This window comes from Inquilinus sp. CA228, from assembly GCF_052078665.1.
Lineage (GTDB): Bacteria > Pseudomonadota > Alphaproteobacteria > DSM-16000 > Inquilinaceae > Inquilinus.
Genome location: NZ_JBQJIK010000013.1, coordinates 25,684 through 43,124 on the forward strand (window position 1 = coordinate 25,684; position 17,441 = coordinate 43,124).

At 69.8% G+C, this 17,441-nt stretch carries 16 protein-coding genes and 1 tRNA gene; 13 read left to right on the forward strand and 4 right to left on the reverse strand.

Annotation, left to right across the window (positions count from 1 at the left end):
- Positions 1-27 precede the first annotated feature (27 nt).
- Positions 28-1,206 (reverse strand): PLP-dependent transferase, encoded by a 1,179-nt coding sequence (locus ACTOWL_RS08350; RefSeq protein WP_441320748.1) that lies wholly within the window; start codon positions 1,204-1,206, stop codon positions 28-30.
- Positions 1,203-1,931, reverse strand: a complete 729-nt coding sequence (locus ACTOWL_RS08355) for a FadR/GntR family transcriptional regulator (protein ID WP_441320749.1) — start codon at positions 1,929-1,931, stop codon at positions 1,203-1,205. Before ACTOWL_RS08355 ends, ACTOWL_RS08350 begins: the two co-directional genes overlap by 4 nt.
- 135 nt (positions 1,932-2,066) lie before the next feature.
- Between ACTOWL_RS08355 and ACTOWL_RS08360 the strand changes: the two genes are divergently transcribed.
- The 6 genes from ACTOWL_RS08360 to ACTOWL_RS08385 all read left to right on the forward strand — a co-directional run bounded on the left by ACTOWL_RS08360 (position 2,067) and on the right by ACTOWL_RS08385 (position 8,889).
- On the forward strand, positions 2,067-2,903 hold the full coding sequence (locus ACTOWL_RS08360; RefSeq protein WP_441320750.1) for a lytic transglycosylase domain-containing protein: 837 nt from the start codon (positions 2,067-2,069) through the stop codon (positions 2,901-2,903).
- 62 nt (positions 2,904-2,965) lie between these two features.
- Positions 2,966-3,604 (forward strand): OmpA family protein, encoded by a 639-nt coding sequence (locus tag ACTOWL_RS08365; protein ID WP_441320751.1) that lies wholly within the window; start codon positions 2,966-2,968, stop codon positions 3,602-3,604.
- 115 nt (positions 3,605-3,719) lie between these two features.
- A complete protein-coding gene (locus ACTOWL_RS08370; protein WP_441320752.1) occupies positions 3,720-4,688 on the forward strand; it encodes a thiamine pyrophosphate-dependent dehydrogenase E1 component subunit alpha in 969 nt (322 codons plus the stop codon).
- A 10-nt stretch (positions 4,689-4,698) separates the two neighbouring features.
- Positions 4,699-5,730, forward strand: a complete 1,032-nt coding sequence (locus ACTOWL_RS08375) for an alpha-ketoacid dehydrogenase subunit beta (RefSeq protein WP_441320753.1) — start codon at positions 4,699-4,701, stop codon at positions 5,728-5,730.
- A complete protein-coding gene (locus ACTOWL_RS08380; RefSeq protein ID WP_441320754.1) occupies positions 5,727-6,845 on the forward strand; it encodes an acetoin dehydrogenase dihydrolipoyllysine-residue acetyltransferase subunit in 1,119 nt (372 codons plus the stop codon). The genes ACTOWL_RS08375 and ACTOWL_RS08380 overlap by 4 nt, the downstream gene beginning before the upstream one ends.
- Positions 6,846-7,380: 535 nt before the next feature.
- Positions 7,381-8,889, forward strand: a complete 1,509-nt coding sequence (locus ACTOWL_RS08385; protein WP_441320755.1) for an ankyrin repeat domain-containing protein — start codon at positions 7,381-7,383, stop codon at positions 8,887-8,889.
- A gap of 157 nt (positions 8,890-9,046) precedes the next feature.
- On the opposite strand, the gene ACTOWL_RS08390 is transcribed toward ACTOWL_RS08385, so the two are convergent.
- Both ACTOWL_RS08390 and ACTOWL_RS08395 read right to left on the reverse strand, forming a co-directional pair.
- Positions 9,047-9,451 carry a hypothetical protein gene (locus ACTOWL_RS08390; protein ID WP_441320756.1) on the reverse strand — a complete coding sequence of 135 codons (405 nt, stop codon included), beginning with the start codon at positions 9,449-9,451 and terminating at the stop codon, positions 9,047-9,049.
- Between the two features lie 315 nt (positions 9,452-9,766).
- A tRNA-Gln gene (locus ACTOWL_RS08395) sits at positions 9,767-9,840 on the reverse strand.
- A 174-nt stretch (positions 9,841-10,014) separates the two neighbouring features.
- Between ACTOWL_RS08395 and ACTOWL_RS08400 the strand changes: the two genes are divergently transcribed.
- The 7 genes from ACTOWL_RS08400 (at position 10,015) to ACTOWL_RS08430 (ending at position 17,438) form a co-directional block, all read left to right on the forward strand.
- Complete coding sequence (locus ACTOWL_RS08400) at positions 10,015-11,061, forward strand: Ppx/GppA phosphatase family protein (protein WP_441320757.1); 1,047 nt, start codon at positions 10,015-10,017, stop codon at positions 11,059-11,061.
- Positions 11,062-11,089: 28 nt separating this feature from the next.
- Positions 11,090-11,827 carry an RlmE family RNA methyltransferase gene (locus tag ACTOWL_RS08405; protein ID WP_441320758.1) on the forward strand — a complete coding sequence of 246 codons (738 nt, stop codon included), beginning with the start codon at positions 11,090-11,092 and terminating at the stop codon, positions 11,825-11,827.
- Between the two features lie 66 nt (positions 11,828-11,893).
- The gene (guaB, locus tag ACTOWL_RS08410) at positions 11,894-13,354 is read left to right on the forward strand and encodes an IMP dehydrogenase (RefSeq protein ID WP_441320759.1); all 1,461 of its coding nucleotides are present in this window, start codon (positions 11,894-11,896) and stop codon (positions 13,352-13,354) included.
- Positions 13,355-13,449: 95 nt separating this feature from the next.
- On the forward strand, positions 13,450-15,471 hold the full coding sequence (locus tag ACTOWL_RS08415) for a prolyl oligopeptidase family serine peptidase (protein ID WP_441320760.1): 2,022 nt from the start codon (positions 13,450-13,452) through the stop codon (positions 15,469-15,471).
- Positions 15,472-15,604: 133 nt separating this feature from the next.
- Positions 15,605-15,958, forward strand: a complete 354-nt coding sequence (locus ACTOWL_RS08420) for a hypothetical protein (RefSeq protein ID WP_441320761.1) — start codon at positions 15,605-15,607, stop codon at positions 15,956-15,958.
- Positions 15,958-16,536 (forward strand): NUDIX domain-containing protein, encoded by a 579-nt coding sequence (locus ACTOWL_RS08425; RefSeq protein ID WP_441320762.1) that lies wholly within the window; start codon positions 15,958-15,960, stop codon positions 16,534-16,536. Before ACTOWL_RS08420 ends, ACTOWL_RS08425 begins: the two co-directional genes overlap by 1 nt.
- A 2-nt stretch (positions 16,537-16,538) precedes the next feature.
- Complete coding sequence (locus tag ACTOWL_RS08430; RefSeq protein WP_441320763.1) at positions 16,539-17,438, forward strand: LysR family transcriptional regulator; 900 nt, start codon at positions 16,539-16,541, stop codon at positions 17,436-17,438.
- Positions 17,439-17,441 lie beyond the last annotated feature (3 nt).

Here is a 17,441-nt window from a genome sequence, read left to right on the forward strand (position 1 = left end):
TTTGCCTCCCTGTTTGCAGAACGAAGATCAGTTCACGGAATTGTCGAGGGCGCGGGCGAGATCGGCCCACAGATCCTCGGTGTCCTCGAGCCCGACGGCGAGCCGGACGATGCGCTGGGTGACCCCGAAGGCGGACATCGAGTTCGGGCCCTGGGCCTGGCGCAGCGAGGCGCGGGCCGGGATCACCAGGCTCTCATGCCCGCCCCAGCTGACGCCGAGCTTGAACAGCTTCAGCGCGTCGACCAGGCGTGGCACGTCGACCTGCTCCTCGACCTCGAAGGAGAACAGGCCGCTGTGGCCGGTCAGCGTGGCGCCGCCGGGATGGTTGGAGAAGGCCGGGTGCAGCACCCGGGTGACCAGCGGATGGTCGGCCAGGCGGCGGGCGATGGTCAGGCCGCTCTCCTGGTGCTGGCGCATCCGCAGCGGCAGGGTGCGCATGCCGCGGATCAGCAGCCAGGCCTCGAAGGGCGACAGCTTGCCGCCGAGATAGGGGTAGGTCAGGTCGTTGACCCGGGCGAGGCGCTCGGCCGACCCGGCGATCACCCCGGCCACCGTGTCGCTGTGGCCCGACAGGTATTTCGAGGCCGAGTGCACCACCAGGTCGACGCCGTGCCTGATCGGCTGCTGGAACAGCGGCGTGGCCCAGGAATTGTCGATGATCGTGGCCACGCCCTGCGCCTTGGCCAGGGCCGCCAGCCGCCCGATCTCCTGCAGCTCGAACATCATCGAGGTCGGGTTCTCGAGATACAGCAGCCTGGCCCAGGGCAGCGCCGCCTCGACCGCGGCCGGGTCGCTGGCGTCGACATACTCGACGGTGATGCCGAGCCGCGGCAGCAGCTTCTCGAACAGGCGGTAGGCGTCGCCATAGACATGGCGGGTGCACAGGATGCGGTCGCCGGACCCGGCGATGCTGAGCACCGCGGCGCTGATCGCCGCCATGCCGCTGGCGGTGCCGCGGGCCGCCTCGGCCCCCTCCAGCGCCGCCACCTTGCGCTCAAACTCCTGCACCGTCGGGTTGTCGCCGCGGGAATAGACCGGGCGCTTCACCTGGCCGGAGAAGGCCGCCTCCATCTCCGCATAGCTGGCGAAGGTGAACAGCGAGGTCTGGTAGATCGGCGGCACCACCGCGCCGGCGGGGAAGGCGTCGTCATGTGCCAGCGTGGTGGCGGCTGCATAGGCGTCGGGGGCTGGGAAATCGTCGGTCATCGGGTCCGTCTGCGGTCGGCGTCTCGGATGTCCTCATCGACCATGTCGATGATGGTCAGCGCGGCGTTACGCGCGCCGTCCGGGTCGCGCCGGACGATCGCGTCGTACATCACGCGGTGATAGGGGAAGGTGCGCCCGGCGAAATCCGGCATGTCCAGCGGGTTCTCCCAGAAGCGGTGGAAGGCGTCCCGCATGGTCGCCAGGATCTGCCCGAAGATCGGGTTCTCGGTGGCGCGGAAGATCGACTGGTGGAACTCCCAGTCCTGCTCCGGCGCGTCGCCGTACTTGGTGTGATGCGCTTCCATGATGTCGAGGCGGCGGCCGATCTCGGCGATCTGCTCAGGCGTCGCCCGGCGGGCGCAGATCGCCGCGGCCTCGCCCTCCAGCGCCCGGCGCACCTCCAGCGTGTGCAGCAGCGTGGCGACGTCGGAGGTGCGGTCGATGGTCAGCGGCCGATGGATGCTGGCGGTCGACACCGGCACCTTCAGATAGGTGCCGCTGCCCTTGCGCATCTCGACGATGCCCAGGCCCTCCCAGCGCTTCAGCGCCTCGCGCACGGTGGAGCGGCTGACCTGCAGCTGCTCGGCCAGGTCGCGCTCGGGCGGCAGCCGCTCGCCGGGCTTGATGCCGGTGCGCTCGACATGCTCCGCGATCGCCGCCAACGCCGCCTCGTCACGCGTCGGCGTGCGGATCGGCGACAGGGAGGAGCGAAGGCGGGTGGACATCGAGGGGCGGCAAGCCGTCAAAATTGGTCTGACATCCCGACCACTTTGAGCGAATGCATTGAATGCCGTCAATATCGGTTTGTCGCTGCGGCGCGGGCGGCTACAAATCGCAACATCGTTGCGAGGTGGTCCGAGATGGGCGTGAGGTCATGGGGCTGGGTCGGGGTCGTCTGGGCCCTGCTGTCCTGCGACGGCGCCGTGGCCGCGCAGGACGAGACGGTCGAGCAGGCGGTGTGCCGGCTGATCGAGCAGTCCGCCGCGGCCGAGAACCTGCCGCTGGAGTTCTTCACCCGGTTGATCTGGAAGGAGAGCCGGTTCCGGCCGCGCGCGGTCAGCCCGAAGGGGGCCCAGGGCGTGGCCCAGTTCATGCCCGGAACGGCCAAGCTGCGCGACCTGGCGGACCCGTTCGATCCGGAGACGGCGCTGCCGGCCTCCGCCGCCTTCCTGGCCGAGCTGCGCGACCAGTTCGGCAATCTCGGCCTCGCCGCCGCCGGCTACAATGCCGGGCCGAACCGGGTCGTGAGCTGGGTCGGCGGCCGCGGCTTCCTGCCTTTGGAGACCGAGGACTACGTGCTGTTCGTCACCAAGCGCCCGGCCGATGACTGGGTGCCAAAAGCGGATGGCAGCGTCCCCAGCTTCGACGGCAGCGCGAAGCCCTGCCTGGAGATCCTGGCGTCCCTGAGGACCGAAGCGGACCGGGACGAGCTGGTCTCGCCGACCGCGCCCTGGCACGTGCAGATCGCCGGCAACTTCTCCAAGGGTCGGGCGCTGGCCTCGTACAACCGCGTCCGCCGGCGCTTCCCGCAGCTGATGGCGGAGATCCAGCCGATGATCGTCGGCACCCGCATGCTCAGCATGGGCACGCGGCGCTTCTACCGGGTCAGCGTGCCGGCGCAGAGCCGGGCCGAGGGCAACCAATTCTGCACCCGCCTGCGCCGGGCCGGCGGCGCCTGCATCGTGCTTCGCAATTGATCGTGCTTGACGAACGCCGCTTCGCACCGATCCTCAATCGATCGGCTTCCAGGGAGAAACCCATGCGTATCCATCGCTGCCTGTTCGTGATCGGCCTGGCCGCGTCGGTCGCGTCGTGCCAGTTTGACAGCGCGCCGAACACCATCGGCGGGGCGGCCGCCGGCGGCCTGGCCGGGGCCGGCATCGGCGCCCTGGTCAGCGGCGGCAACCGGGGCACGGGTGCCCTGATCGGTGCCGGCGTCGGCGCGCTCGCGGGCGGCGCCATCGGCAACTACATGGACCGGCAGCAGGCCGATCTGCGGCGCAACCTGGCCGGCACCGGGATCGATGTCACCCGCCGCGGCGACAACCTGATCGTGGACATCCCGGGCGACGTCACCTTCGCCACCGATTCCGCGACCATCAAGCCGGCATTCTACGGCCCGCTCGACAGCGTCGCGGCGACGCTGAACCAGTACACCAACACCTATATCGACGTGGTTGGCCACACCGACAACACCGGCTCGGCCGACTACAACCAGCGGCTGTCGGAGGCGCGGGCGCGCTCGGTCGCCGACTACATCAACTCGCGCGGGGTCTATCCGCCGCGGATCAACATCGGCGGCGTCGGCGAGGCCCAGCCGATCGCCACCAACGCCACCGCGTCGGGGCGGCAGGAGAACCGGCGGGTGGCCCTGACGATCCGGCCCAACGGCCAGTAACCCGGACAGGGTTTCTTCGACCAAAGGCGAAGGCGGTGCGCGACGGGTTCCCAAGCCGAACGGCGGCGCGCTAGGCTGTTTGCCGGACATAAGATCCGCAACGGGAGGAACGGCCATGCAGTTGAGTCGCGACGACCTTTTGCGTGCCTATCGCCAGATGCGCCTGATCCGGGAGTTCGAGGACCGGGTCCATCTCGAATTCGCCACCGGCGACATTCCGGGGTTCGTCCATCTCTATGCCGGTGAGGAGGCCAGCGCCGTCGGCGTCTGCCTGCACCTGACCGACCGCGATTCGATCGCCAGCACCCATCGCGGCCACGGCCACTGCATCGCCAAGGACTGCGATCCCGCGGCGATGATGAAGGAGATCTACGGCCGCAAGGATGGGCTGTGCGGCGGCAAGGGCGGGTCGATGCACATCGCCGACCTGTCCAAGGGCATGATGGGCGCCAACGGCATCGTCGGCGGCGGCCCGCCCTTGATCTGCGGCGCCGCGCTGGCGGCCAAGACGCTGGGCACCGGCGGCGTCGCCGTGTCCTTCACCGGCGACGGCGGCTCGAACCAGGGCACCACCTGCGAGGCGCTGAACCTGGCGACGGTGTGGAAGCTGCCGGCGGTGTTCGTTTTCGAGAACAACGGCTATGCCGAGGCGACCTCCAGCAAGTATTCGGTCAGCTGCAAGGACATCGTCGAGCGCGCCCAGGCCTTCGGCATGCCCGGAATCATGGTCGACGGCCACGACTTCTTCGCGGTGTGGGAGGCCGCGCGCGAGGCGATCGAACGGGCCAGGTCAGGCAACGGCCCGACCCTGATCGAGGTCAAGCTGAACCGCTATTACGGCCATTTCGAGGGCGACGCCCAGACCTACCGCGCCCCCGGCGAGGTCGACGCCATCCGGGCCCAGCGCGACAGCCTGGACATGTTCCGCAACCGGGTCACCGAGGCCGGCCTCTTGGAGGGCGCGCAGCTCGACGCCATCGACGCCGAGATCAAGCAGCAGATCGATCGTGCCGTCGCCGACGCCAAGGCCGCGTCGGTGCCGGGGCCGGCCGATCTGCTGACCGACGTCTACGTCTCGTACTGAGGAGGCAGGCATGAGCAGGAAGAGCTTCCGCCAGGCGGTCAACGAGGCGCTGGCGCAGGAGATGCGGCGCGATCCGCGTGTGATCCTGATGGGCGAGGACATTTCCGGCGGCTCCGGCGCGCCGGGCGAGCAGGACGCCTGGGGCGGGCCGCTCGGCGTCACCAAGGGCCTGTACAAGGAGTTCGGGCCCAGCCGCGTGCTGGACACGCCGATCACCGAAAGCGCCTTCATCGGCGCCGCCGCCGGCGCGGCGGCCAGTGGGCTGCGCCCTGTCGCCGAGCTGATGTTCGTCGACTTCATGGGCGTCTGCTTCGACCAGATCTTCAACCAGGCCGCCAAGTTCCGCTACATGTTCGGCGGCAAGGCGGTGACGCCGCTGACCATCCGCACCATGTACGGCGCCGGCTTCCGCGCCGCGGCCCAGCACAGCCAGTGCCTGTACCCGGTGTTCACCCACATCCCTGGCCTGAAATGCGTCATCCCGTCCTCGCCCTATGAGGCGAAGGGCCTGCTGATCCAGGCGATCCGCGACGACGACCCGGTGATCTTCTTCGAGCACAAGGTGCTGTACGACATGGAGGAGGAGGTGCCGGACGAGCCCTACACCATCCCCTTCGGCGAGGCCAACCTGGTGCGCGAGGGCGAGGACGTCACCATCGTCGCCATCGGCCGCATGGTGCAGATGGCCAAGGCGGCGGCCGAGGTGCTGGCCAAGGAAGGCGTCGACTGCACCATCATCGACCCGCGCACGACCTCGCCGCTCGACATGGACACGATCCTGGAGAGCGTCGAGGAAACCGGCCGGCTGGTGGTGGTGGACGAGGCCAGCCCGCGCTGCAACGTCGCCACCGACATCTCGGCCCAGGTGGCGGACCTGGCCTTCGGCGCGCTGAAGGCGCCGATCAAGATGGTGTCGCCGCCGCATGTGCCGGTGCCGTTCGCGGCGGCGCTGGAGGATCTGTACATCCCGAACGCCGACAAGGTGGCGGCGGCGGTGCGCACGGTGATGGGCGCGCCGGACCGGTGGGAGGCCGCCGAATGACCGGGACCATCCACCCGATCACCATGCCGAAATGGGGCCTGGCGATGACCGAGGGCCTGCTCGCCGCCTGGACGGCGGCGGAGGGGGCGCGGATCGAGCCGGGCACCGAGATCGTCGACATCGAGACCAGCAAGATCACCAACGCGCTGGAATCGACGGTCGCCGGCACGCTGCGCCGGCGGGTGGCCGAGGAAGGGCAGACCTTGCCGGTCGGCGCCCTGCTCGGCGTCGTGGTCGAGGGCGAGGTCGACGAGGCCGAGCTCGACCGCTTCATCACCGCCTTCCAGGCCGAGGCGGCGGCCGCGGCCGAAAGCGCCGCCCCGCCGCCCGAGCCCAAGCTGGTGCAGGCCGGCGGCCGGCCGGTCCGGGCGCTGGTGACGGGCGAGGGCGACGGCACGCCGGTCGTCCTGATCCACGGCTTCGGCGGCGATCTCAACAACTGGCTGTTCACCCAGCCGGCGCTGACCGGCCGCCCGGTCCACGCCATCGACCTGCCGGGCCATGGCGGCTCGGGCAAGGATGTCGGGGCCGGCGACCTCGCCGCGCTGTCCGGCGCGGTGCTGGCGTATCTCGACGCCGCCGGCATCGCCAAGGCGCATCTGGTGGGCCATTCGATGGGCGGGGCGGTGTCGCTGGCCATGGCGCTCGACGCGCCGGACCGGGTGGCCTCGGCGACACTGATCGCCCCGGCCGGGCTGGGGGCGGAGATCAACAGCAGCTACATCGACGGTTTCATCGGCGCGCAGAAGCGCAAGGATCTGAAGCCGCATCTCGAGGCGCTGTTCGCCGACCCGGAGCTGGTGACCCGCGACCTGGTCGAGGATGTGCTGAAGTACAAGCGCCTGGACGGGGTCGAGGCGGCGCTGAAGACGATCTCCGGCGCCTTCTTCCCCGGCGGCCGCCAGGCGGTGTCGCTGCGCGACCGGCTCGGCAGTGCCCGCGTGCCGATCCAGGTGATCTGGGGCACGGCCGACGCCATCGTGCCGGCCGCCCATGCCGACGGGCTGCCGGCCTCTGTGCCGGTGCACCGTTTCGACGGCAAGGGCCACATGGTCCATATGGAGGCGGCGGCCGAGGTCAACCGGCTGCTCTCGACGTTCATCGGAAACGGCTAAGTCGAGCAAAGCGCTGGATTCGCAACAGCGAATCCAGCGCTTTCTCCTACTTTCTTCGCCTGCATGGCAGATTTCGCGAGAATTGTAATTTGTATGACATAGAGATGGACTAGTGAATCCCCTTCGAAAGGAGGGCGATGCAATGAGATCCATCCGAAATATCAAGGCGGCCGGAGCAATTCTCAGGGTTTGGGAGGGGTATTTCGGAACTGGAGGCTTTTTCCGCAAAGACTGGATTTATTTTGGACTTGAGTTTCTTGGTGGGGACGAGCGGCGGATGGCCCGGCCGACTTCAGCGCCCGATCCGATCAGAAACAACGTCATTCCTCTCCGTGATCGTCCAAAGGCGCCGCCGGCGGACGAGGCGCTGCCGAGGGCTCTTGCAGCCCGCCGGAGGGCCCGCTAGCCTCCGGATCGCGTGCAAGACGCATCCGGTCCGCGGGAAGGGCAGCGCCCACTTGCCGAAGAGCTGCCAGCGTCGATCCTTCTTTCTGCCCGTTGATGCGGATGCCGGGCGTGTGAAAGGAGGAGCGTCATGCCCCATCCCTATGCCCAGGATCTGCCCGCATCGCCCGATCCGGAGCAGCAGAAGAAGCGCGCCAAGGACCTGCTGAAGGCGCTGCGCGCCGGCGCGGCCGAGGTGATCGCCCGGTTCCGCTACAGCCATCCCCGGCTGGCCCACCGCCCCGATGCCGAGCTGGCCGCCGCGGCGAAGCTGAGCGACGCGCAATGGGTCGTCGCCCGCGAATACGGCTTCGCCAGCTGGCCGAGGCTGCAGGCGCATCTGGCCGGCGAGGCGCCGGAGATCGCCCGGCCCTTCGAGACCGAGCTGCAATACTACCGCGACCGCGCCGCGGGGATCCGCAGCAACCACCGCACCGGCGAGGCCGGGTCGCTGCGCCTGGTGCAGCGCTTCCATCCGCGCTTCGCTGCGGCGTCGGAGGCCGAGATCCGCGCCGCGGCGCTGAGCCAGGAGGATGCCGAGCTGGTCGTCGCCCGCAGCCACGGCTTCGACGACTGGGCCGGCTTTGCCGGGCGGATCGAGGCGATGCAGGCCGGGCGGGCGGAGGAGCCGTTCCGCACCGCCTTCGAGGCGATCCGCGGCGACGACCGCGCCGCCCTGGCCGCCGTGCTGGCGGCGCATCCCGGCCTGGTCAACGCCCGCGGCACCAACGGCAACCGCCTGCTGATGCTGGCGATCTCGATGAACCGGCTGGTCCTGGCCGGCGACCTGCTCGACGCCGGCGCCGACCCGAACCTCGCCAACGACAAGGGCTGGGGGCCGCTGCACGACATCGCCTATGGCGGCGGCCGCGGCGACCGCGAGGCGCGGCTGGTCCTGCTCGACCGGCTGGTCGCGGCCGGCGGCCTGGTCGAAGCCGAGGCCTATGGCGACGGCGGCACGCCCCTGGCGGTGGCGCTGTTCTGGGGCCACGGCACGATGGCCGAGCGGCTGGCGGCGGAGGTGGTGGCGCCGCTCAACCTGCGCATCGCCGCCGGGCTCGGCCGGATGGACCTGATCGCGCTGTTCTTCGACGCCGGCGGGGCGCTGCGGCCGGAGGCGGGTCATCACCGCGGCTTCTACCGCCCGCACAGCGGCTTTCCGGAATGGCACATGACCGGAGAGCCGCAGGAGGTGCTGGACGAGGCGCTGACCTGGGCCGCGCGCAGCGGCAGGATCGAGGCGATGGCGGCGCTCTTGGCCCGCGGCGCCGATATCGACGGCGCCCCGCACAACGGCGCCGCGCTGCACTGGGCGCTGGCGTCCCATCGGGCCGAGGCGGTGGACTGGCTGATCGGGCAGGGCGCCGATGTCAGCCGGGGCGTGCCCTGGGGCGACACCGCCAACGTCACCCCGCTGCACATGGCGGCCGGCTGGGCCAACGACCCGCGCGCCGCCCGGCTGCTGCTGCAGCACGGGGCGGACCCGACCATCCGCGACCGGACCTATGACAGCACCCCGCTCGGCTGGGCCGAGCATTTCGGCCATCCCGAGGTCGCGGCGGTGCTGCGGGGCGAATCGGAGAGCGAGGCCACCGGCTGATCAGGCGCAAGCCGGCACCGGTCAAGTCGACTTGACCGGTGCCGGCAAGCATGGCGCGGGGCCGCCCGTGCGTGTCCGGCAATCAATGGTCACGCGAGGGGATGCCGGGGAATCTCGCTCAGCCTCATGTATCAAGAAGACCGGCTCTGGGGTCGGCCTAGCGTTTCACCACCACGGTCGCGCCAGCGGCCCCTACGAGCGCGCCCGCGAAGAGTTTCGCGATATCAAGGAAGCCAGCTGCTTGTGCGGCCAGGTTCGAGTCTACTCCGGCCACCGTCCCGAGGTAGCCCAGATATCCGAAAGCGAGCGCCATAACGGCGGAAATGACCATGAGTCCGGTGATGTTTTCTCTGACCCATTGCCAGCGGCGCAACTCGCGTTTCTCAACGATCTTGAGATAGGATAGGAATGCCTTCATCCAGTCGACACCGGCGCTTGCCTCATCCGGGGATCTGTCAGACAACATATTGTATTCTGCAATAATCCCTGATTTGATCTTGGGAACAAATTCATTCCAAAGAGATTCTGGGATCCGAATTTCGGCTGAATTTGAACTATCCATGATATGTCTCCTTTAATGAATGCGCCTCTTTTTAATACTGGAGCCATTGTACCATATGGCCTCGCTTTCAGGCCAGAGTGGGCGCCCAGGCGTCCGGGATGCCTGGGCCATGCTGCTGCGGGCAGTGGAGCGGGGGCGATGATCTTGGTTTCGGCCGCAACGCGCATTCCCTCGGCCCTCGGAGAGGGCCGCTCGTGCCGGTGACCCCCTGGGCTCTGGCTGGCCGTGTGCTGATGGCGTATGCCGTCGACATCTATCGGCAGCTTCCGAGGAAGCCGGACAAAGCACCGCTGCGGCTGAGAGCGCCGGAGAGTTTGGCTGGGGGACTAGGATTCGAACCTAGGCTGGCGGAGTCAGAGTCCGCTGTCCTACCACTAGACGATCCCCCAGAGGCCGGCGGGAGGGTGTCTACCCCAGCGATCCGCCCGTGTAAAGGCCTGCGTGCTGGAACGGCAGCCATGCCGGGACCGGATGCGACTCCGGGGGGCATTTCCACTTTGGCCGCGCCTGCGCTACAGTTCGATGAAGGGACGGAGGCGCCGTTCGAAACGGGACGGACGGCCATGGAAGGAATGTCAGTGGTGGAGTCGATCGCGATCGCCGAGGCCACCGCGGCCGGCGATCAGCGTCGGGCAGCGCGGCCCGAACCCCTCTACGCCGCGGTGGATCTCGGCACCAACAACTGCCGGCTGCTGATCGCGCGCGCCGCGACCGGCGGGTTCCAGGTGGTCGATGCGTTCAGCCGCATCGTCCGGCTGGGCGAGGGCGTCGGCGCGACCGGGCGGCTGCAGCCCGAGGCGATGCAGCGCACCCTGTCGGCGCTGCGCATCTGCGCCGCCAAGATCCGGCGGCAGAACGTGATCCTGTCGCGCGCGGTGGCGACCGAGGCCTGCCGCCAGGCCGGCAACTTCCCGGCCTTCCGCGACCGGGTGCGGCGCGAGACCGGCCTGCAGCTGGAGATGATCCCGGCGCAGGAGGAGGCGCGCCTGGCCGCGGCCGGCTGCGCCCCGCTGCTCGACCCCGCGATCCCGCATGCGATCATCTTCGACATCGGCGGCGGCTCGACCGAGCTGACCTGGCTGGAATTCGATGCCGACGGCCAGGCGGTGACGCTCGACGCGCTCAGCATGCCGCTCGGCGTCGTCTCCCTGGCCGAGCTGCATGGCGGCCACGAGGTCTCGGCCGAGACCTATGCGGCGATGACCGCCGCGACCGCCGCCGCTTTGGCCGATTTCGAGGCGCGCAACAATCTGCGCGGCCTGATCGACCAGGGCCGGGTGCAGATGATCGGCTCCTCCGGCACCGTGACCACGCTGGCCGGGGTCCATCTCGGCCTGCCGCGCTATATCCGCTCCGAGGTCGATGGCTGCACCCTGAGCTTCGAGGAGGCGCGGCGCGCCAGCCGCATGCTGCTCGGCCTCGACTATGCGGCGCGCTCGTCCTATCCCTGCATCGGCCGCGACCGGGCCGACCTGGTGCTGGCCGGCTGCGCCATTCTCGAGGCGATCTGCGACACCTGGCCGGTCGGCAAGCTGCGGGTCGGCGACCGCGGCGTGCGCGAGGGCATCCTGTTCGACCTGCTGGCCGAGGCGCAGTCGCGCCACGCCTGATACATCCGCCAGACACCATCCGAGTGAGATGAAGACACCGAAGAAGCCGGGCGCCGCGAGGGCAGGGGGGCCGAGCGGCCGCGGCAGCCGCGGCCTGGCCGTGCGGGTGAAGACCGCCAAGCAGCGCACCGCGTCCTCGACCCGCTGGCTCGAGCGCCAGCTCAACGACCCCTATGTCGCCGAGGCCAAGCGCATGGGCTACCGCTCGCGCGCCGCGTTCAAGCTGGTGCAGCTCGACGACAAGCTGAAGCTGCTGCGCCGCGGCATGCGCGTGGTCGATCTCGGCTGCGCCCCCGGCGGCTGGGTCCAGGTGGCGCTGGAGCGGGTCGGGCCGCAGGGCAAGGTGGTCGGCATCGACTATCTCGGCATGGACCCGGTTCCCGGGGCGACCATCCTGGAGATGGACTTCCTCGACCCAGAAGCGCCGGCCCGGCTGAAGCAGGCGCTGGCCGGCCCGGCCGACCTCGTGCTCAGCGACATGGCGGCGCCGACCGTCGGCCACCAAATGACCGACCATCTGCGAATCATGGCGCTGGCTGAGACCGCGATCGAGTTCGCGGTCGATGTGCTGGTGCCGGGCGGCGCCTTCGTCGCCAAGCTGTTCCAGGGCGGGGCCGAGAAGGAACTGCTCGACATCCTGAAGCGCAACTTCGCCAAGGTCCGCCACGTCAAGCCTGCCGCCAGCCGGCAGGACAGCGCCGAGGTCTACATCGTCGCGACCGATTTCCGCGGCCCCGGTCCGCGCGACGCAACGCAGGCCCCCTAGATCTGCGCTTCACAACGGCCCGAGGGGGGTTATATTGCGGTGCTTCCAGCCTCTGGGAGCCTCCATATGCAGTTCCGCGACGCCCTGACCTTCGATGACGTCCTGCTGGTGCCGCAGGCCTCGTCGATCCTGCCCGCCGAAGCGGACACGCGGACCCGGCTGACCAAGCGCATCGAACTCGGCATCCCGCTGCTCTCCGCCGCCATGGACACGGTGACCGAGGCGCCGCTGGCGATCGCCATGGCCCAGGCCGGCGGCATCGGCGTGATCCATCGCAACCTCGATATCGAGCGCCAGGCCGAAGAGGTGCGCAAGGTCAAGCGCTTCGAGAGCGGCATGGTGGTGAACCCGATCACCATCGGCCCCGACGCCAGCATGGCCGAGGCGCTGGCGCTGATGGACCAGCATGGCATCTCCGGCTTCCCGGTGGTGGAGAAGAGCGGCAAGCTGGTCGGCATCCTGACCAACCGCGACGTCCGTTTCGCCACCAACCCGTCCCAGCCGGTGCGCGAGCTGATGACCCGGGACAAGCTGGTCACGGTGCGCGAGGGCGTGGACAAGGACGAGGCCAAGCGCCTGTTGCACCAGAACCGGCTCGAGAAGCTGCTGGTCGTGGACCAGGACTACCGCTGCATCGGCTTGGTCACGGTCAAGGACATCCTCAAGGCCCAGCTGCACCCCAATGCCTGCAAGGACGAGCAGGGGCGGCTGCGCGTCGCCGCCGCCACCGGCACCGGCGACAAGGGCATCTCGCGCGCCGAGGCGCTGTTCGACGCGGGCGTTGACGTGCTGGTGCTGGACACGGCGCATGGCCATTCCGAGGGCGTGCTGAAGAGCGTGGAGCGGGCGCGCCGCCTGTCGAACTCGACCCAGATCGTCGCCGGCAACGTCGCCACGGCCGACGCCGCCAAGGCGCTGATCGACGCCGGGGCGGACGCGGTCAAGGTCGGCATCGGCCCGGGCTCGATCTGCACCACCCGCATGGTCGCCGGCGTCGGCGTGCCGCAGCTGACGGCGGTGCTGGACGTGGTCGAGGTCTGCCGCAAGCTGGACATCCCGGTGATCTCCGACGGCGGCATCAAGTATTCCGGCGACCTGGCCAAGGCGATCGCCGCCGGCGCCAATGTGGTGATGCTCGGCTCGCTGTTCGCCGGCACCGACGAGGCCCCGGGCGAGGTGATCCTGTACCAGGGCCGCTCCTACAAGAGCTATCGCGGCATGGGCTCGCTCGGCGCCATGGCGCGCGGCTCGGCCGACCGGTACTTCCAGCAGGAGGTGTCGGACACGCTGAAGCTGGTGCCCGAGGGCGTCGAGGGCCGGGTGCCGTACAAGGGGCCGGCCGCCAACGTCATCCACCAGTTGATCGGCGGGCTGAAGGCGGCGATGGGCTACACCGGCAGCCGCACCATCGCCGACCTGCACCAGCGGGCGGAGTTCGTGCGCATCACCAATGCCGGCCTGCGCGAGAGCCATGTGCACGACATCACCGTGACCCACGAGGCCCCGAACTACCGGCCGGGGCTGTAAGGGGCGTTTCCGTCGCAGCCTCGCCCGTAACGCTGGCCCGATCCGGCGGCCGTCCCTATTCTGGCCGGCCAACGGATTCAACCGGCACGGGCACCATGGACGCTGATCCCTTTCTGTGGCTCGAGGACATCGACGGCACGACGGCCCTCGACTGGGTCCGCGCGCGCAACGCCGAGAGCACCGGCCGCTTCGCCGAGACGGCGGAGTTCGAGCGGATGCGCCGGCAGATGCTCGAGATCCTCGATTCCGAAGCCAAGCTGCCGCACGTCGTCCGCCGCGGCGACCGCTACTACAATTTCTGGCGCGACGCGGCCCATCCCCGCGGCCTGTGGCGGCGCACGACGCTGGCCTCGTTCCGCACCGCCGAGCCGGTGTGGGAGGTGCTGCTCGACCTCGACGCCCTGGCCGCGGCGGAGGGCGAGAACTGGGTCTGGCACGGCGCCGACTGCCTGGAGCCGGACTACAGGCGCTGCCTGATCGCCCTGTCGCGCGGCGGCGCGGACGCCCATGTCGTCCGCGAGTTCGACCTGGAGAGCCGCAGCTTCGTCGCCGACGGCTTCTTTCTCCCAGAGGCGAAGAGCCGCTTCGGCTGGAAGGATTCCGATTCGATCTATGTCGGCACCGATTTCGGCCCGGGGTCGCTGACCCGCTCCGGCTATCCGCGGATCTCGAAGCTGTGGCGCCGCGGCCAGCCTTTGGCCGCGGCGGCGACCGTCTATGAGGGCCAGGAGGACGACCTCGCGGTCGACGCCTTCCACGATCGCTTCCCCGGTTTCGAGCGCGATTTTGTCGCCCGGCGCATCGACTTCTACACCAGCGAGCTGTTCCTGCTGGACGATGACGGCGCTTTGACCCTGGTCGACGTGCCGCGCGACGCCGAGGCCGGCACCCACGGCCCTTGGCTGCTGGTGTCGCCGCGGACGGAATGGACCGTCGGCGGCCGCACGCATGCCGGCGGCGCGCTGCTGGCCGCCCGGTTCGACGACTGGATTGCCGGGAAGCGCGACCTCGCGGTGCTGTTCGAGCCGAGCGAGACCACCGCGCTGTCGAGCTATTCCGGCACCCGCAACCACCTGGTCCTGCAGATCCTCGACGATGTGAAGAGCCGGGTGGAGGTGCTGACACCGGGCGAGAGTGGCTGGCGGCGTGGGGCCCTGGAAGGCCTGCCCGAGGCCGCGACCATCGCCTATGTCGCCACCACCCCGCATCAGGACGACGAGATCCTGGTCCTGGCCTCCGGCTTCCTCGAGCCGGACACGCTGTATCGCGGCACGGCCGGAGAGGCCGGCTTCGAATCGCTGAAGCAGGCGCCGGCCTTCTTCGACGCCTCGCCCTATGCGGTGGAGCAGCATTTCACCGCCTCGGCCGACGGCACGCGGGTGCCCTATTTCGTGGTGGCGCGGAAAGACCTGCCGCGCGACGGCACGGCCCCGGTGCTGCTGACCGGCTATGGCGGCTTTGAGGTGCCGCTGCTGCCGCATTACATCCCCGGCGAGGGACGGCTGTGGCTCGACCGCGGCGGCGTCTACGCCGTCGCCAACATCCGCGGCGGCGGCGAATACGGCCCGCGCTGGCACCAGGCGGCGCTGCGCGAGAACCGGCCGCGCGCCTATGAGGATTTCGCCGCCGTGGCGCGCGACCTGGTGGCCCGCGGCATCACCGCGGTCCCGCATCTCGGCATCGAGGGCGGCAGCAATGGCGGCCTCCTGGTCGGCAACATGCTGACGACGTACCCGGAGCTGTTCGGCGCCATCGTCTGCGCCGTGCCGCTGCTCGACATGAAGCGCTATACCAAGCTCTTGGCCGGCGCCTCCTGGGCCGCGGAATACGGTGACCCAGACAAGCCGGAGGAGTGGGCATTCCTGCAGACCTTCTCGCCCTACCAGAACCTGCGGCAGGACGCGGCATACCCGCCGGTGCTGTTCCTGACCTCGACCCGCGACGACCGGGTGCACCCCGGCCATGCGCGCAAGATGGCGGCGAAGATGATCGGGATGGGCCGGGACGTCCTCTATTACGAGAACATCGAGGGCGGCCACGGCGCCGCCGCCAACAACGCCCAGACCGCCTTCAACCAGGCGCTGATCCACGCCTTCCTGTGGGAGAAGCTGACGTAGGTCTGGGGCGCAGCCCTCCAATTCTGAATACCCATCGTTCACGGCTGGGGTGCTCCCAGTCCTTCGAGCGGCCGCCAGGATGCCTCCCTCATCGACGATGATTGACGGAGGCATCTTGGCATCTTCTCCCCTCATGATTTTGGTCGCGGGCCCGTACCGCTCGGGCACCGGCGACGATACCGGCCGGATCGCGGCCAATATGCGGGCCATGAACGAGGCCGCGCTCCGCCTGTTCCGGGCCGGCCACCTCCCCATCACCGGCGAGGCCCTGGCCCTGCCGCTGGTCGAGACCGCCGGATCGACCGGCCTCGGCGACCCGGTCTTCGACGAGATCTTCCACCCGATCGGCGAGCGCGTGGCGCGGCGCTGCGACGCCTGTCTCCGCATCGGCGGCCCCTCCGTCGGCGCCGAGGCGATGGTGGCGATCTTCGAGCGGGCCGGGCGGCCGGTCTACCGCAGCCTGGCCGAGGTGCCGGGATGCGCGTGATGCAGGACCGGATCCGGATCCGATCGGTCGAGACCCTGTCCGACGACTGGTATGTGCTGAAGAAGACCACCTTCGACTACCGGCGCCAGGACGGCAGTTGGCAGACCCTGAGCCGCGAGACCTATGACCGCGGCAACGGCGCGGCGATCCTGCTGTACGACCCGGCGCGCGGCCGGGTGCTGCTGACCCGGCAGTTCCGCTTCCCGGCCTATGTCAACGGCCATCCGGAGCCGCTGATCGAGGCCTGCGCCGGCCTGCTCGACGACCGTGACCCCGAGACCGCCATCCGCCAGGAGGCGGAGGAGGAGACGGGCTACCGGGTGGCGGCGCCGCGCCGGGTGTTCGAGGCCTTCATGAGCCCGGGGTCGGTGACCGAGCGGCTGGTCTTCTTCGTCGCCGAATATACCCCGGCGGACAGGGCCGCGGACGGCGGCGGGGTGGCGGCGGAGGGCGAGGACATCGAGATCCTGGAGCCGACCCTGGCCGAGGCGCTGGCCATGGTCGGGCGCGGCGAGATCATGGACGGCAAGACCATTCTCCTGCTGCAATACGCCCAGCTTCATAGACTCTTGGACTGAGCGTGACCACGGGCGAGCCGAACTGGGACGACATCCGCATCTTCCTCGCCGTCGCCCGGGCCGGCAGCCTGACCGAGGCCGCGCGGCGGCTGCGGCTGAGCCAGCCGACCATCGGCCGGCACCTGCGGTCGCTGGAGGACCTCGCCGGCGCCCGGCTGTTCGACCGGCTGCCGAACCGGCTGGAGCTGACCGCGCGCGGCCGGGCGCTGCTGCAGGCCGCCGGCGGCATGGAGGAGGGGGCGGGCGCCCTGCTGCGGGAGCTGTACCAGGCCGCTGCGGCCGAGCCCGAGCCGGTGCGGGTGTCCGCCACCAGCTCGGTCTCGCTGTTCCTGACCGCGCATCTGCAGGCGCTGCTGGCCGAAAGCGGCCAGGCGGTCGCGATCGGCACTTCGCGCGACCGGGCCAATCTCGCCCGGCGCGAGGCCGACATCGCGCTGCGCATGCGCCGGGTGCCGGAGGAGGGCGATCTGGCGGCCCGCCGGATCGGCCGCATCGGCTTCGCCCTCTATGCCGCGCGGGCCTACATGGAGCAGCGCGGGCACGGCAGCCTGGCAGGGCTGGACTTCATCGGCCTGCCGGAGCCGGAGCGGACGCCGTCGCAATCCGCCTGGTTCGACGGCATCGCCGCCCAGGGCGTCCTGCGCTGCCGGCTGGGCGAGGTGTATCTGCGCCACCGCGCGGCGGCCGACGGACTCGGCGTGGCGCTGTTGCCCTGCTTCCTGGGCGATGCCGACGACCGGCTGCTGCGCCTCGGCGAGCCGGTGCCGGAGCTGGCCGAGGACGTCTACCTGATGCTGCATGGCGATTTGCGCCGCGACGCCGCCGTCCGCGCCGTGGCCGAGGCCCTGGCCGCCCTGTTCCGGCGCCGGCGCCGCGCGCTCGAAGGTACGCGGCGCAGCTGAACC